The organism is Acinetobacter kanungonis (genome assembly GCF_009939195.1).
Taxonomy (GTDB): domain Bacteria; phylum Pseudomonadota; class Gammaproteobacteria; order Pseudomonadales; family Moraxellaceae; genus Acinetobacter; species Acinetobacter kanungonis.
This window is the reverse complement of record NZ_JAACKC010000001.1, coordinates 199,637-215,602: the sequence shown is the minus strand read 5'-3', so window position 1 is coordinate 215,602 and position 15,966 is coordinate 199,637. Positions and strand designations below refer to the sequence as shown.

The 15,966-nt window shown below is 40.5% G+C and carries 14 protein-coding genes and 1 pseudogene; 4 read left to right on the top strand and 11 right to left on the bottom strand.

Features of this window, described 5'->3' with window-relative positions:
• Positions 1-38: 38 nt before the first annotated feature.
• The 4 genes and pseudogenes from GWK51_RS00960 to GWK51_RS00945 form a co-directional block, all read right to left on the bottom strand.
• On the bottom strand, positions 39-734 hold the full coding sequence (locus GWK51_RS00960) for a methionine ABC transporter permease (protein ID WP_161932326.1): 696 nt from the start codon (positions 732-734) through the stop codon (positions 39-41).
• A complete protein-coding gene (locus GWK51_RS00955) occupies positions 731-1,756 on the bottom strand; it encodes a methionine ABC transporter ATP-binding protein (protein WP_142769016.1) in 1,026 nt (341 codons plus the stop codon). The genes GWK51_RS00960 and GWK51_RS00955 overlap by 4 nt, the downstream gene beginning before the upstream one ends.
• Positions 1,757-1,829: 73 nt before the next feature.
• Positions 1,830-2,705: a MetQ/NlpA family ABC transporter substrate-binding protein gene (locus GWK51_RS00950; RefSeq protein WP_161932325.1), complete on the bottom strand. Its 876-nt coding sequence runs from the start codon at positions 2,703-2,705 to the stop codon at positions 1,830-1,832.
• A gap of 736 nt (positions 2,706-3,441) precedes the next feature.
• A pseudogene (locus GWK51_RS00945) lies at positions 3,442-3,699 on the bottom strand (3-hydroxyacyl-CoA dehydrogenase family protein); the annotation flags it as partial.
• Positions 3,700-3,736: 37 nt separating this feature from the next.
• On the opposite strand from GWK51_RS00945, the gene GWK51_RS00940 reads away from it, so the two are divergent.
• Positions 3,737-4,150, top strand: coding sequence for a hypothetical protein (locus GWK51_RS00940; RefSeq protein ID WP_235941031.1), 414 nt, complete (start codon positions 3,737-3,739; stop codon positions 4,148-4,150).
• A complete protein-coding gene (locus GWK51_RS16540) occupies positions 4,147-4,308 on the top strand; it encodes a helix-turn-helix domain-containing protein (protein ID WP_235941030.1) in 162 nt (53 codons plus the stop codon). The genes GWK51_RS00940 and GWK51_RS16540 overlap by 4 nt, the downstream gene beginning before the upstream one ends.
• A 98-nt stretch (positions 4,309-4,406) precedes the next feature.
• Here GWK51_RS16540 and purD read toward each other — a convergent pair whose 3' ends face one another.
• From purD to GWK51_RS00905, 7 genes are all read right to left on the bottom strand, one after another.
• Positions 4,407-5,690: a phosphoribosylamine--glycine ligase gene (gene purD / locus GWK51_RS00935; protein ID WP_161932324.1), complete on the bottom strand. Its 1,284-nt coding sequence runs from the start codon at positions 5,688-5,690 to the stop codon at positions 4,407-4,409.
• A 126-nt stretch (positions 5,691-5,816) separates the two neighbouring features.
• Positions 5,817-7,391, bottom strand: a complete 1,575-nt coding sequence (purH, locus tag GWK51_RS00930) for a bifunctional phosphoribosylaminoimidazolecarboxamide formyltransferase/IMP cyclohydrolase (RefSeq protein ID WP_161932323.1) — start codon at positions 7,389-7,391, stop codon at positions 5,817-5,819.
• 91 nt (positions 7,392-7,482) lie between these two features.
• Positions 7,483-7,752, bottom strand: coding sequence for a DNA-binding transcriptional regulator Fis (gene fis, locus GWK51_RS00925; RefSeq protein ID WP_001086304.1), 270 nt, complete (start codon positions 7,750-7,752; stop codon positions 7,483-7,485).
• Positions 7,753-8,143: 391 nt separating this feature from the next.
• Entirely contained in the window at positions 8,144-9,025 is an 882-nt protein-coding gene (locus GWK51_RS00920; RefSeq protein ID WP_161932322.1) for a DUF3426 domain-containing protein, read from the bottom strand.
• Positions 9,026-9,044: 19 nt separating this feature from the next.
• Positions 9,045-9,947, bottom strand: a complete 903-nt coding sequence (gene prmA / locus GWK51_RS00915; protein WP_161932321.1) for a 50S ribosomal protein L11 methyltransferase — start codon at positions 9,945-9,947, stop codon at positions 9,045-9,047.
• Between the two features lie 113 nt (positions 9,948-10,060).
• On the bottom strand, positions 10,061-10,960 hold the full coding sequence (locus GWK51_RS00910) for a bile acid:sodium symporter family protein (RefSeq protein WP_161932320.1): 900 nt from the start codon (positions 10,958-10,960) through the stop codon (positions 10,061-10,063).
• Between the two features lie 872 nt (positions 10,961-11,832).
• Positions 11,833-12,177: a hypothetical protein gene (locus tag GWK51_RS00905; protein WP_100242643.1), complete on the bottom strand. Its 345-nt coding sequence runs from the start codon at positions 12,175-12,177 to the stop codon at positions 11,833-11,835.
• A 262-nt stretch (positions 12,178-12,439) separates the two neighbouring features.
• Here GWK51_RS00905 and mnmG point away from each other — a divergent pair, with 262 nt between their 5' ends.
• Positions 12,440-14,320, top strand: coding sequence for a tRNA uridine-5-carboxymethylaminomethyl(34) synthesis enzyme MnmG (gene mnmG, locus GWK51_RS00900; protein WP_161932319.1), 1,881 nt, complete (start codon positions 12,440-12,442; stop codon positions 14,318-14,320).
• 307 nt (positions 14,321-14,627) lie between these two features.
• Positions 14,628-15,854: a 3-(3-hydroxy-phenyl)propionate transporter MhpT gene (gene mhpT, locus GWK51_RS00895; RefSeq protein ID WP_161932318.1), complete on the top strand. Its 1,227-nt coding sequence runs from the start codon at positions 14,628-14,630 to the stop codon at positions 15,852-15,854.
• Positions 15,855-15,966: the final 112 nt, after the last annotated feature.

Genomic DNA, 15,966 nt, shown 5'->3' with positions numbered 1-15,966 from the left:
AAAAAAGCTCCCATCTAGGGAGCTTTAAAAGATCAGGGTTATCTTAAGCGGGACAACCAGTCACCGAGACTTTGCACCAACTGTACGAGTATTAGAAGTACAATTACAGTCAGAATCACCACACTGGTATCAAAACGTTGGTAACCATAGGAAATTGCCAAGTCACCAATACCGCCTGCACCAACAGCACCTGCCATTGCAGTGGCACCAATCAGGCTAATAGTTGCTGTGGTTAGATTGAGAATAAGTGAGCTACGTGCTTCAGGCACAATAAACTTGAAAATGATATGCCAAGGGCTAGCACCCATCGCTTGTGCCGATTCAATAATCCCTTCATTTACTTCTAATAGGGAAGTTTCAATCAGACGACCAATATATGGACCCACGTAAATGGTGAGGGGCACGATCGCTGCCCAAGTCCCAATTGAAGTGCCGACAATCACTTTGGTGAGTGGAATCACGGCAATCAGTAAGATAATAAAAGGCAGGGAACGTAAAGCATTCACAATCGGATTGAGCAGGTGATACACCACACGATTGGGTAAAATGCCATCTGGGCGAGTCACCAATAAGGCAATGGCTTGAATAAAGCCCCAAATCGAACCAAACAGCATGGCGAAAAACACCATGTGGAAGGTTTCTTGCATCGCCGTTACAAATTGGTCAATGCTAAGTGAGCTATGCCAAAAAGGTGCCGTGAGGTCTGTCAGCCATTGGACGATTAAATCTCTCATTCGCAGACTCCAGATTGTTCAACTTTCACGCCGTGCTGTTCAAAGAATGCAATGGCGTCTTGAATGATGTTTGGATCACCCAATAACTGAATAAACATCTGTCCAATCACTGAACCATTAATTTCGGTCATGTTGGCAAACAAGATATTCAAGCTGATATCAAATTGTTTAATTGCGGCTTGCACTACGGTTTCTTGTGCTGAAGTACCCAAGAATTGCAGGCTATAAATACTGTGCTGATTTTGGTTTTCTAAATTCTTCAGAATATTGATTGGCAATTGCTGCTGTAATACCGTTTGAATAAAGTTTTTGGTGGTCGGATGTTGCGGCTGACTGAAAATATCCAGCGTCGGACCTGTTTCAATCACTTTGCCTTGTTCCATGACTGCCACATAGTCGCAGACCGATTCAATCACATCCATTTCATGCGTCACCATGACAATGGTAATGCCTTGTTCTTGGTTGATCTTTTTCAGCAAAGCCAAAACCGACTTGGTGGTTTGTGGATCGAGTGCAGAGGTTGCTTCATCACAAAGTAGGATTTTCGGATGATTCGCCAAGGCACGTGCAATACCGACACGCTGTTTTTGACCACCTGAAAGTTCATCTGGATAAGCATCTTTTTTATGCTTGAGATCGATAAATTCAAGCAATTCATTCAGACGTTTTTCGCGTTCAGCTTTGGAAAAGCCCAAGAGCTTGAGCGGCATTTCAATATTGGCTGCCACCGTTTTGGTTTGCAGTAAATTGAAGTGCTGGAAAATCATGCCTATATTTGCACGTTCTTGACGTAATGAACGTGCATCCAAAGCAGTGAAGTCGGTGTCACGGATAATGACCTGACCTTGCGTTGGACGTTCAAGCAAATTAATCAGACGGATTAAGGTACTTTTACCTGCACCACTATAGCCAATAATGCCAAAGATACTGCCATCTGGAATCGTCAGGTTAATGTTATCCAGAGCACGTATGGTTTGACCTTTGAGCTCGTAGTGTTTTGAGATGTCTTTAAATTCAATCATAGCGTCAAAAACTGTACAAAATGAAAAAACAGGCAAAAGTTACTTTGCCTGTTTTGTTTGCAGCATTATATTACTATTTGCTTTCTGTAAGATAGCTAACAGGTTTGTTTACATCAATTTTAGTGCCACCAAAGTGTTCTTGAACATATTGTTCTACAGCTTTAGTGTGGTAAAGCTCACCCACTTTTTTCAAGATAGGATCATCTTTACGAGATTCAGCAACAGCCAAAATGTTCACGTTCATTTTAGTGCTTTGGTCGATTGGCTCATAGAAAACCGCATCTTTCAATACGTTTAAACCACCTTCCATTGCCAAAGTGTTGCCCAATACAATTGCATCAACTTCGTCTTTCACACGAACCGCAGTCGCCATTTGAATTGGTTTGATCTCTAATTTTTTGCTGTTTTCAACGATGTCAGCAGGTGTGCCTTTTACATCATCAAAACCATCTTTCAATTTCACTAGACCAGCAGATTGAAGCAATAACAATGCACGAGATTCGTTCGCACCGTCATTTGGAATAGCAATTGTCGCGCCGTTTTGGAACTCATCCAATTTTTTTACTTTGCTTGAGTAAATACCCATTGGCTCAAGGTAAGTCGTCGAAACTGGTGCAATCTTGTCTTTGTTGTTGGCATTGAATGCAACAAGGTAAGCATAAGATTGGAATGCATTGATGTCGATTTCTTTGTTGGCTACAGCAGTGTTCATTGCTACGTAGTCAGTAAAGTTTTTAACTTCAAGCTTGATGCCTGCCTGTTTAGTTTCAGGTAGGGTCGCAATATAACGCCAGATATCAGCATCAGAACCTGTAGATGCCATGACAACAGATTGTTCAGTAGTTGTAGCTGTATCGGTTTTTGCTTCAGTCGCAGGAGCTTCCTGTTTGCTGCAGGCACTGAGTGTTAATACAGATGCACTCAATAAAACGCTAAATAGCTTTTTCATGAATATTTCCTAGTGCAGACATAACTGCATCGTATCTGCATTATAAAGACAAGCTAAATAAATGTGCGATGATGACGATGAATGAAACTGTCTGATAAAAATTCGGTACTTTGCGATTTCTAGCTATCAATAAAACCAGGAATTCGCTTCATCCCAACAAGACCAAAATAATTTCGTATTAAGAAGTTCAAAATTTTCACGTTATGATATTGAAATCACATCGTATTACTGTTGAAGCAGCTTTTGAAGTCTTAAAAAGTTACGCTATGATAACAATAAAACTATATTCGATATAGTGAATAAGAATGCAATGTTTATCTGTTTAGTCGCAAAAGAAAATGCAGGTTTTAAATAAAATAACAATAAAAACAATATATTGTTTTAACTTAATCTGTTGAATTTGTTAATTGTGCTGAAAAATTATGCTTTATAAGATTTTATCCAATAGACATATGAAAAATGAATAATTGATGAAAATTGAATGTATTAATAAATTTTAAGCATATGAATTTATAGAATATTTATGCAATTTTATGGTTTATTTTAGGCTATGAATGATTATTCTGCTTGCTAAATATTTATTAAATTTAAGACTAAAGTCTAATTCGAGTGAATAAAGCGAAAGCGAGGTGAATAAAGTGAATCAAAGCTTAATATGTGAAAGCTAAGGCGATAGGTACAGTTAATCACCTTAGCTGAATTCAATCTTTATCTTGTGCGGCAGTTTGAATACTGATTATTTTAAGAAATCAGCAGCTTCATAAGCAGGGTTAGGGTAGTTGTAGAAACCTTGTCCTGTAGGAAGACCTAATTTATTTTGATTGATATATTCCTGTTCCAATCTTTCCATAATGCGTGCCATCATCGGGTTCACTTCTGCATGTAATTTTGCGACATTGTAAACCGTGTTAATTCCAATGATGTCCAAGATTGCAAATGGACCTTTTGGTGAGCCAAAGGACTTCATCCATGTTTTATCGATGGTATGAGGGTCTGATACTTCTTTTACCCAAAGTGGTGAGCAATATCGCTTGCTAAAGGTGGCTTTACCGCATCATCCGATTGCACCGCTGAATATCTATAGGCGGTTTTTCAATGCAGATGTCATGGAAGGGCAGAGCCGTGCTGCATTGTATCTACATAAAAGCATGCTAAATATTCAATTTAATAGTGCAGATCATGGGTTGCGTGAAATTGTTGATAGTTATCTTGAACAGAGTTTTCGCAGTCAACAAGGTTCAATTGTCGAGCGCGTACAGCATGCGATTCGGATTAATTTATCCAGCCCTAAAGCCAATAAAGTCGATGTTGCGAAGATATTGGCAATGCACCCGAGAAGTTTACAGCGAAGATTGAGCGAATCTGGAACCAGTTTTGATGAAATCAAAGATCAGTTAAGGCGACAACTTTTTTGCAGTATCTGGTGGATTCTAAGGCAACCATGACACAGATTACCTCGGCACTCGGTTTTTCAGAACAATCTACTTTAAGTCGAGCGTGTAAGAAGTGGTTTGGCATGTCACCACGGCAGCTTAAAATTAAAGTTGAAAGTTCACAGCCACTTGAAGCATTGAATCAAAATGAGACCAATTTTTTAAATTAAATTAGATGGTTAAGTTTTAGTTTTATGCTCTTCAGCGCAGATCAAAAATAAAAAAACCCGCAAACAAGCGGGTTTTTTTTATGCCGTGTTAATGCAAATTAAGCATTTTCACGCGCAATCGCACGGTAACCAATATCTTTACGATATTGGACACCATCAAAAGTCACTTTTTCACAAAGTTCTAAAGCTTTGGCTTGTGCTTCACCAATGGTGTTGCCCAATGCGGTTACGCACAGTACACGACCACCTGCAGTCACAATGTCACCATTGGCATTGGTTGCTGTACCTGCGTGGAAAACTTTAGCATCAGTCATTTCAGTGTCTAAACCAGAAATCACATCATCTTTGCTTGAAGTTTCTGGGTAGCCTTTCGATGCAAGTACGATACCTACAGTTTTACGCTCATCCCATTCAGCTTCTGCTGGAAGGTTACCTGCAATACCTGCTTCAACTAAATCCACCAATGAAGATTTTAAACGCATCATGATCGGTTGAGTTTCAGGATCGCCAAAACGACAGTTGAACTCGATCACACGTGGTTGACCTTGTTCATCAATCATTAAGCCTGCATACAAGAAGCCTGTATACACATGACCGTCTTTTTTCATGCCTTCCACGGTTGGACGCATGACTTCAGCCATTACACGTTCAAATACATCTGGTGTCACGACTGGAGCAGGAGAGTAAGCCCCCATACCGCCAGTGTTTGGACCTTGGTCACCTTCAAAGATACGTTTGTGATCTTGAGACGTTGCCATTGGTAAAATGTTGTCGCCATCAATCATACAAATGAAAGAGGCTTCTTCACCAGCAAGGAATTGCTCGATCACAACACGCGAACCCGCATCACCAAACTTGTTACCAGCCAACATGTCATCAATGGCAGCAAAAGCTTCTTCATTGCTCATTGCAACGATGACACCTTTACCTGCAGCTAGACCGTCTGCCTTAATCACAATTGGTGCACCATGTTCAGCAACATAGGCTTTCGCCGCATCAACTTCAGTGAATACATCGTAAAATGCAGTTGGAATGTTGTGGCGTTTTAAGAAGTGTTTAGCGAAGGCTTTAGAACCTTCTAACTGTGCAGCAAACTGAGTCGGACCCCAAATTTTAAGTCCAGCTTCGCGGCAAGCATCTACAACGCCATTTACCAAAGGAGCTTCTGGGCCGACGACAATTAAATCCACCGAATTATTTTTGGCAAATTCAATAATTGCAGGGTTGTTTTGAATATCTAAAGCAACGTTTTCGCATTTATTTTCAGTTGCTGTACCTGCGTTACCTGGGGCAACGAATACTTTGGCAACTTTTTCATCTTGAGCGATTTTCCATGACAATGCATGTTCACGACCGCCGCTACCCAAAACTAAAATATTCATCGGTTCATACTCCATGAATCGAAATGACATAAAGTCTTCTGCTGAAATGCCGAAGACTTTATGCAAGATTTAGAAATCTGTTTTAAATGATACGAATGACCAAGTCATTATCGTCGAAATCCGAAATTAGTGACGGAAATGACGCATACCAGTGAAGACCATTGCAATGCCTGCTTCATCAGCTGCTGCAATTGTTTCTTCATCACGCATTGAACCACCTGGTTGGATAATGCATTTAATGCCCGCTTTCGCAGCATTATCAATACCATCACGGAATGGGAAGAATGCATCAGATGCCATAACTGCACCTTCAACCACTAAACCAGCATGTTCAGCTTTAATCGCTGCAATACGTGCTGAGTTTACGCGGCTCATTTGACCTGCGCCTACACCGATCGTTTGACGGTTTTTCGCATAAACAATCGCATTTGATTTCACATATTTTGCAACTTTCCATGCAAAAATCATGTCATCAATTTCCTGTTCAGTCGGTGCACGCTTGGTCACAACTTTAAGATCATCTTTGGTGATCATGCCTAAGTCTTGGTCTTGAACCAATAAACCACCGTTGACACGTTTGTAGTCTAACTGTGGAGCACGTTCATCAATCGCAGGTAATTCACCGCAAACCAATACGCGAACATTTTTCTTCGCGCCAGTCACTTCAAGTACGCCTTCAGCAATGCTTGGTGCAATGATGACTTCTACGAATTGACGATCCACAATTGCTTGTGCAGTTGCTACATCAAGTTCACGGTTGAATGCAATAATGCCACCGAATGCAGATTCAGGGTCAGTTGCATAAGCAAGATCGTAAGCAGCTTGAATGCCATCTAATGAAACTGCAACGCCACATGGGTTGGCATGTTTCACAATAACGCAGGCTGGTTTAGCAAAAGATTTTACACATTCAAGTGCAGCATCAGTGTCGGCGATGTTGTTATAAGACAACTCTTTACCTTGAAGCTGTTTTGCAGTTGAAACAGAGGCTTCAGTTGCAGCAGGGTCAACGTAGAACGCAGCCGCTTGATGCGGGTTTTCGCCATAACGTAAATCTTGTGCTTTATTAAGCTGTGTATTGAAGGTACGGGCAAATTTGTCTGCTTCACCTTCAGCTTTACCTACGCGAGCGCCAAGGTAAGAAGCAATCATGCCGTCGTATTGAGCAGTGTGTTCGAAAGCTTTTACTGCTAAATCAAAACGAGTTTCATAAGACAACGCGCCATTCGCTTTAAGCTCGGCAACAACAGTGTCATAGTCAGATGCATTTACAACAATACCAACAGACGCATGGTTTTTCGCAGCAGCACGAACCATGGTTGGACCACCGATGTCGATGTTCTCAATTGCATCTGCAAGTGAACAGTTCGGTTTAGCCACTGTTGCAGCAAATGGATAAAGGTTCACAACCACCAAGTCAATTGCGTCGATGTTGTGTTCAGCCATTACAGCTTCATCTAGACCACGACGAGCCAAGATACCGCCATGAATTTTCGGATGTAAAGTTTTTACACGACCATCCATCATTTCTGGGAAACCAGTGTGCTCTGAAACTTCAACAACTGCGATATTGTTGTCTTTAAGCAACTTATATGTACCGCCAGTTGATAAAATTTCTACCCCTAGAGCAGAAAGGTTTTGAGCGAACTCAACAATGCCAGTTTTATCGGAAACAGAGATTAACGCGCGTTTAATGGTCATGATCTTCGTCACAGTTATCAAGAATTAAAACAAAAAAAGCTAAAATAGCAGGTAAAAAAAATGCCCGCGGAAGCCGCAAGCATTTTATCATTTATTCACTCATTAAACCGTGAGCTTTCAACTTTTTACGTAAAGTACCACGGTTCAGTCCTAGGATCTCAGCAGCACGCGTTTGATTACCGCGTGTATACTCAAGAACGACAGATAAAAGAGGTTTCTCCATTTCTGCTAGCACCATGTCATATACCTGAGAAGGTTGCTCGCCTTGCAATTGAGCAAAGTAATGGCGAACTGCGCGATCTACGTGAATACGTAGAGCAACATCAGATTGTGCAGTAAAAATAGGAGATTTGCTATTCATGCGAATTAATCCGAAAAATCAGATACCACTTGGGTAAAGCGGTATATTAATGTTGTCTATAAAAATAAATGAACTCCGTTTTAGATCCTAAAACGAGGAGTTCTAAAACTCGTACATTTAGCTTGCCACAACTTTGCCATACTGATCAAAAAACATGCGTAACAATAATTTAATATTTGTTACTGATCAAAATCAAAACAAAAAATAGATACCCTACGCATTATCTGGAATAAAGCGCATTGGCAAAACTAGTAGTTGTTGTGAAATATAGCGAGGAGTTTGCAGCACAAAGCTTTCGTGGCGCGTATGATACCATTGTCTTAGAAAAAGTGAGCAAGAAAACTGCATTTTTTTTACTTTTTTTTTACTTTTTTTGTAGTTTTTTCTTTTTTTAAGGTCCAACGATTTCTAAACGATAGTCATCAAAGCTTTTTCGGTCGACTGGAAGCTCAAAATGAATTTTAAATGGTCTTTTCTGTGGAATACGTTGAATACCGACCAAGCTGTCCGCCAAATATTCATTTGGTTGTAGGTTGTAGCTGCCTGTTTCGACACCTTGATCTTTTAAAGTCACTTTAATTATTGGTAAAGGCAAGCTCTTGTCATGTGAATTGACCAATTCACCAGTAAATAGTGTCTCTTTTTTACCAATGCGTCTAACTTTGGCTTTGTTGATGGCAAGCTGGCTATAGTTTGCTTGCAAGAATTCACATTTAAATAATGCACAAGCTTGGTTAAAACTTGCTGCCAAAGCTGGGCTGCTTCTTAAATAATGTGGATTAAACCAGAAGAATTGGAATAACAATAAAAGAATTAAAGCAACATTAATCATACCCCACATGACATAGTACGCAGGACTACGTGGTTTACGCTCAACATCTTTGTCTGCCAAGTTCAGCGCAGGGAAGTTGCCAATTGGGTCAGTACTAAAATAATTGAGGTTGTTTAAATAAGTCTTTAAATCAATATTGGAGTGTTCAATTTTACGGTCAAAGATTTCGAGGAGCTGTTGACGATTCGATAATGAATGTTCAAACGTAATACTAGTCATTTGCGGACGAAAATCTTCGTTCTGAGCAGGCGCATCAAAATAATCTTCTGAAGAAGGATAGGTTGCAAGCTGACCGAAGGGTTGATTGACCAAATGCGTTAACGCATTAAACGTGGTGGAACACTTTGGGCAACAAACCATGCCCTGAGCAACAGTCAGTTGAGCCACGGAGACTCGATAAATTGTTAGACACTCAGGACAGCTGGTTTGCTTTTCACTCATAGTTTTTTAATTTAGATAGTTAGATTTTGTGGCGTTTGCCTGAGATACGGCACCAGTTTTCTTCACGTTTCTCAACGTCTAATATATCAAAAAACTCTGAGTAAATACTAGAAACATCAGCAACTTGCTCTTCAATTACGCCTGCAAGTGCGAACTCTGCCTCAGATTTGGTTAAAGTTGCAAACTCTGGTGCAAGTGCCATGAGCGGACCCGCTAAAATATTTGCAACCAAAACATCAGCTTTTTGGCTGCCGAAAGTTTCGTTAAATTCATCTGGTAAGCCCACAAAGATCTTGTCGAGTACACCATTTAAATCGGCGTTTTGTTGCGTAGCCAAGACTGCTTGTGGGTCAATATCTGTTGCATAGACTTTTTTCGCGCCTAAAAGTAAAGCTGCAACACCCAAAATGCCTGAACCACAACCGTAATCGATGACGATTTTATCTTTCAGGTCGGTCTTGCCAAGCCATTGTAAGCAAAGGAAAGTACTTGCGTGATTACCAGTACCAAATGCTAAACCTGGGTCAAGTTTAATGTTAACTGCATCTGCTTCTGGTGGCTCTAACCATTCAGGGACAATCCAGAATTTCTCACCAATTTGAATTGGCTCGTAGTAATCCATCCAAGATCTTTCCCAAACTTGATCTTCCAAGAATTCGCTGCGCATTGGTGCATCTGGCATTTGAGTACGAATGAAGGTTTCTAATGCTGCAACATCAATTTCTTCATTTTCTTCTTGGGCATAGATGCCTGTCACAATAACTTTATTCCAAAGCGGTGTTTCGCCTGGAAGTGGCTCAAGTAAGTCTTGATTTTCAGCATCGTCCAAAGTCACGCTTACTGCGCCCAAAGAACTTAATAATGTTTCTGTAAAATCGACTTGTGCTTGATCAACAGTAATATGAATTTGTAACCACTTCACGGAGATAACCCAAACTTTGCTTTTCTAAAGCGCCCATTGTAGCGGAGTGCAGTCCAGACAGCTACTCTTTCATATAACTGTAAAAAAGGATGCCGAAGCATCCTGATTGTTGATTAAGATTCGAGTTTCAGAGAGTTGTTATTATGGGCAGGTGCGGTGGCACGATCAAATTTATTCAATAACATGCCAAAGCCAGCCGCGATGATGTACATAAAGAGCGAATATACGGCTGCTGGAATGGATACCGTAGTATTTTCCAAGACTGTTAGTGCAATGGTCATGGCTAATGTACCGTTATGGATGCCAATTTCAAAGGCACAGGCACGTGCTTGAGTGGTATGTACACCCATTAGACGCGGTACAAAATAACCAATGGTCAGGCTGATGATACAGAACAGGATGGTTGCCGCACCAATTTGCGCAAAATATTCCATGATGTGCGCGCGCTCTTTAATAAAGGCAGCGATGATAATCAGAACCAAGAATACCACTGCAAAGATACGGACAGGCTTGTTCATCTTGTGGGTGAAATTTGGGGCAAAATGACGAATCAGCATGCCTATGCAGACAGGTACAATAATGATGCTAAACACCTGAATAATTTTGCTGAACTGTAGGCTGATTTGTTGTCCATCATTCATAAAATGATTGATGGAGAAATTGACAATTAATGGCAAGGTTATGGCAGCAAGTACGGAGTTAATCGCGGTGAGGGTAATATTTAAAGCAACATCCCCTTTAAATAAATAGCTGAATAAGTTAGCGGTACTACCACCAGGTGAAGCTGCCAATAACATTAAACCGACTGCGAGTAGTGGGGGTAGAGCAAAGAGCTTGCAGAGCAGGAAGGCAACACCAACCAGCAGAAAAAGTTGGCTGAACAGTGAAATTAGTACAGCTTTGGGTTGTTGAGTGACACGTGCAAAATCTTTGGGGGTGAGTTCTAAGCCCAAACCCATCATGACAATTGCCAAGGCTAATGGCAAAACAACGGTAATCAATCCAGCATCCATTCTTTATTCCTATTGTTTAATCAATTTAATTTTTAAAATCAGTCAAACTCGATCCTGAGTTTTTGTGATTGAGATTGTGTGCAATATTTTTGTGAGGGTCTTTCGCACATAGCGATACACAATCCCTTTGATCATAATCAATTCAAATCAATTGCAAATGACCTTTATGCGCAGTGCTGTGTTGGAGAGGATGTGGATATTTATTTTGCGATTTTTAAGCATTATTGTGATGAACGACACGCTTGCTTAAATGCTTCATTTTCATGGAAGCTCGCGCCACAGCTATAAGTAATTACTTTTCAATGATTAATGGATAATGTTTAAATTTTCCAAGATTTTAAGCGTTGCAGTTAGGTAATGTGTCATATCAAGAAAAGGCATCTACATTTAAATTTAGCAAGTGCAAATTGTGCTCAAAATAACAGTAAAACGTGACCGAGCGGTACTCAAATTGATCTGATGCTTATTTCTACTGACGTTAATGAAAAGAAAAAGGGAAAGATGATTTTTGAATTGCTGACTATTAAAGGATACCAGGTAAGGCACTTAGAGTTTTATCGAATATCAAAATCATTTTTCAATCTTGCCCATCAATAGACTACGTTGAGAAGCTCTTCGAATAGAGTCAATCACCATAAAAAGCTTTTCCTTTAAGATGGAGCTAAAAGAGTGAAAGCGTCTTAAATATAATTTTTATTGATCCTTTGTGACTGTTTTATTTGAATTAAAAAGATTTCACATCAGTGTTAATCAGTAAGCATCATGTTGAGAATAGTTGAATTACGGATTGTTTTATAAAGACAAAATAAAAATGGTCAAAGGCGTACAACCGATGACCACTTTGTGGAGGATAACTTGGGAATACGTGGTGTTTATTTAGGATGGGGTGGGGTAAAGCCGAGTGCACATTTCCCTTTCACTTCCATACCATTGATCATGACAGATTTGGTTGCCATATCCATTTGACATGCAGTCATTAATTCGGTTTCATTGCCTTTGACGGCTTTATTCATACTAAAAAACTGTGGCTCACAGGTACCATTCCAAATAATTCCGCGGTAGGCAAAACTCACCCAAGTACCTTGAGACTTACCTTTACAAAGTTGCATGTATTTTTGGGCGTTGTAGGTTGTTTCAACTTTATCATTTGCTTGGGTTGCAAATGGCGCGAGACATAAACCGCAGAGAACAGCAGAGAGTAGAACATTCTTATTCATGATGCGTACCTTGTTCCTTTGTTTCTAATGTTATTAATTAATAGGATAAAAAATAGACAAAATAAAACAGTGTAAATCAGGTAAAAAGTGCAGAGAATTTGTGTTTAATTGCTTAATTAATAGACGATTCAATAGTGTTTATGTAGTGATATGCAACATTGGAGATGGAATGTTTAAAAATAAAATTGACTAGCTTTGTCAACTTATCCAGCAAAATTTGATATAATGTTCTGTCATTCTTTTTACTTCTCTCTATACCACTATGCATTATCCTAAAGTTTACGATGCCATTGTTATCGGTGGCGGTCACGCAGGTACGGAAGCAGCGCTTGCTGCGGCGCGTATGGGTCGACAGACTTTACTCTTGACTCATAACATTGAGACTTTAGGGCAGATGAGCTGTAACCCAGCCATTGGTGGTATTGGTAAATCACACCTTGTTCGTGAAATTGATGCCTTAGGCGGTGCGATGGCGCTAGCTGCCGATAAAGGCGGTATTCAGTTCCGTATTCTGAACTCGCGTAAAGGTGCAGCAGTACGTGCAACACGTGCACAGGCTGACCGTGTGCGTTATAAAGCTGCAATTCGCGAGACTTTAGAAAACCAAGCCAATTTGGATATTTTCCAGCAAGCGGCTGATGACCTGATTGTAGAAGGCGATACCGTTAAAGGTGTAGTAACGCAAATGGGTATTCGCTTTGATGCGAAAACGGTTGTACTGACTACAGGCACATTCTTGGGCGGCGTGATTCACGTTGGTTTGGAAAAATCGAGCGGTGGTCGTGCTGGTGATCCTCCTTCTATTGCGCTTGCAGCACGTTTACGTGAATTAAACCTTCCTGTTGGTCGTTTAAAAACGGGTACACCGCCACGTATTGATGCACGTTCAGTAGATTTCTCTGTGATGACACCACAACCGGGTGATTTCCCATCACCAGTGATGTCGTTTATGGGTGACGCGTCTATGCACCCAGAACAAGTGAACTGTTACATCACACATACCAATGAAAAAACCCATGACATTATTCGTGGTGGTTTAGACCGTTCACCAATGTACACAGGTGTGATTGAAGGGGTTGGTCCACGTTACTGCCCATCGATTGAAGATAAAATTCACCGTTTCTCGGACAAAGATTCGCATCAAGTTTTCTTAGAGCCAGAAGGTTTAGATACACACGAATTATATCCAAACGGTATTTCGACCTCTTTACCATTTGATGTGCAATTTGAATTGGTACGTTCAATTCGTGGTATGGAAAATGCGCATATTTTGCGTCCTGGTTATGCGATTGAATATGATTACTTCAACCCGCAAGCACTTAAATTTACTTTAGAAACTAAGGCGATTAACAACCTGTATTTTGCAGGTCAGATTAATGGTACGACAGGTTATGAAGAAGCGGGTGCGCAGGGTCTATTGGCAGGTCTGAATGCTGCACGTCGTGCATGGGATCAAGAACAATGGACGCCAAAACGTGATGAAGCCTATATGGGCGTACTGGTTGACGACTTGATTACATTGGGTACCAAAGAACCGTACCGTATGTTTACCTCACGTGCGGAATACCGTTTGATGTTGCGTGAAGACAATGCGGATCAGCGCTTAACCCCAGTGGGTCGTGAAATGGGCTTGGTGGATGACGTTCGTTGGGCAGCTTACTGTGAAAAAATGGAAGCGGTTGAAACAGAAACAGGTCGTTTACAGCATTTATGGGCTGCACCAAACAACCCAATGGGTAAAAAGTTTGTTGAAATGACGGGTGCTGACTTGTCGAAAGAATGTAGCGCGATTGATCTGTTAAAACGTCCAAATATTTCATTTGCTCAAATTGCAGAATTGACTGGCTCTGAAGTGTCACCACAAGTAGGTGACCAGATTGAAATTGCGGTGAAATACGAAGGTTATATTAACCGTCAGCATGAAGATGTCGCGCAAATGAAGCGTTTGGAAGAAACCAAAATTCCAGCCGATTTTAACTATGATGTGGTTTCAGGTCTTTCTCGTGAAATCACCTTAAAGCTGAAAGATGTCCGTCCAGATACTTTAGCACAAGCTAGCCGTATTCCTGGTGTGACACCAGCAGCAGTGCAGTTGGTGATGATTACGATTCGTAAGAATGCACAAACCAAGAAATCGGCTTAAGCTAATTTGACTTGAGAAAACCCGCTTGAGAGCGGGTTTTTTTATGCAAAAATGAGGATCATCATTTTTAGTAATGGCATGATAGCGAATAGCTTTCCATTTCTTATCTACATGAAAAATAATAATTTTAATAATATTTAATCGCTTAAAACTATAAAGAAATAAGCTTTTAGCTCTTAATTTTTTTAAACTGCTTGGCACATGCAAATTAAACCCGACCATTGTCGTGCTATTTCTCGCCAGTGATACCTTTCAAAATAGCCCTACAAGTTTAGCCAACTTGCAAACTATTGAATGGAGATCAATTATGGCTCAAACAAATACGGGAAAAATGCAGAAATTCCTCACCGTATTTTTGTGTTTCTGGGTAGCATTTTTTGAAGGCTTTGACCTACAAGCACCTGGTATTGCAGCAAAAGGAATCGCAGCAACCTTTGGATTAGATCAAGTACAAATGGGTTATGTGTTCAGCCTTGGTGTATTTGGCATGCTGTTTGGTGCATTCTTTGGTGGACGCATTGCAGATTATCTAGGGCAAAAGAAAGTGCTAATGCTCTCGATTGCAATTTTTGGGGTATTTTTTAGCATCAGTGCAGTCGCACCCAATGTGGAAATTTTATATCTTGCGCGCTTTTTTACGGGATTAGGTTTAGGCGCAGCAATGCCGACTATGATTTCAGTGGTGGGTGATGAAGCGACTGAAGCCAACCGAGGTAAATTAAACAGTTTGATGTATTGTGGTTTGCCTGTCGGGGCAATCTTTGTAGCAGGATTGGCGATTTATTTTAAAGATATTCCATGGCAAACCCTGTTCCTGATTGGTGGAATAACGCCATTGGTCCTGATTCCCTTTATGGCATTTATTTTAAAAGATAAGCCGAAGCCAGTAGTACTTTCAGAGCAAATAGACACAGCATCTGTGCCTGCAATGACAGAAGTGTTATTTCAACAGCAAAAATTTAAACAGACTTTACCCCTCTGGGTCAGCTTCTTTTTTACCTTAATGGTGAACTATATTTTAATTAGCTGGTTACCGAACTTACTGATGGAACAAGGCCTAGAAAAGCAACAAGCATTTTTAGTCATGCTGGTATTCCAAGTGGGTGCTGTAATAGGAACGTTGGGCTTTGGATATTTGTTAGACCGTCTAAAATTATGGCAAATGGCAGCCATTATCTACACAGGTTTGTTTATCGCCATATTATTACTGTTTACCAGTAAGGTCGCGACGGTATTAATTATTGCAGGGGTGTTGGGTGGTATTTTTTCTACGGGTGGTCAATCGATCCTTTACGGTATTTCTCCCATTTTTTACTCAGGCTCTGGCAAAGTGACTGGGGTAGGTAGCGCCATTTCTTTAGGTCGGTTAGGGGCAATGACGGGTCCATTGCTGACAGGAAAAATTCTGGCATTAGGTTTAGGAACCACAGGCATTTTGATGGCAAGTGCACCGGGGATTGTGCTTTCAGCCATTGCCGTGACTTCGTTATCGCGCTTTAAAGCCAAACAAGAGCAGAATGAAAGCGTGGGATAAAACCGTAGCTGTAAAATAAAAGCACAGGTGTGATGATTTGCACTTGTGCTTTTTATATTGGCTTTGCTCATCAGACGATAACTAAAAACTTCAGGCATTGTATTTATAAATT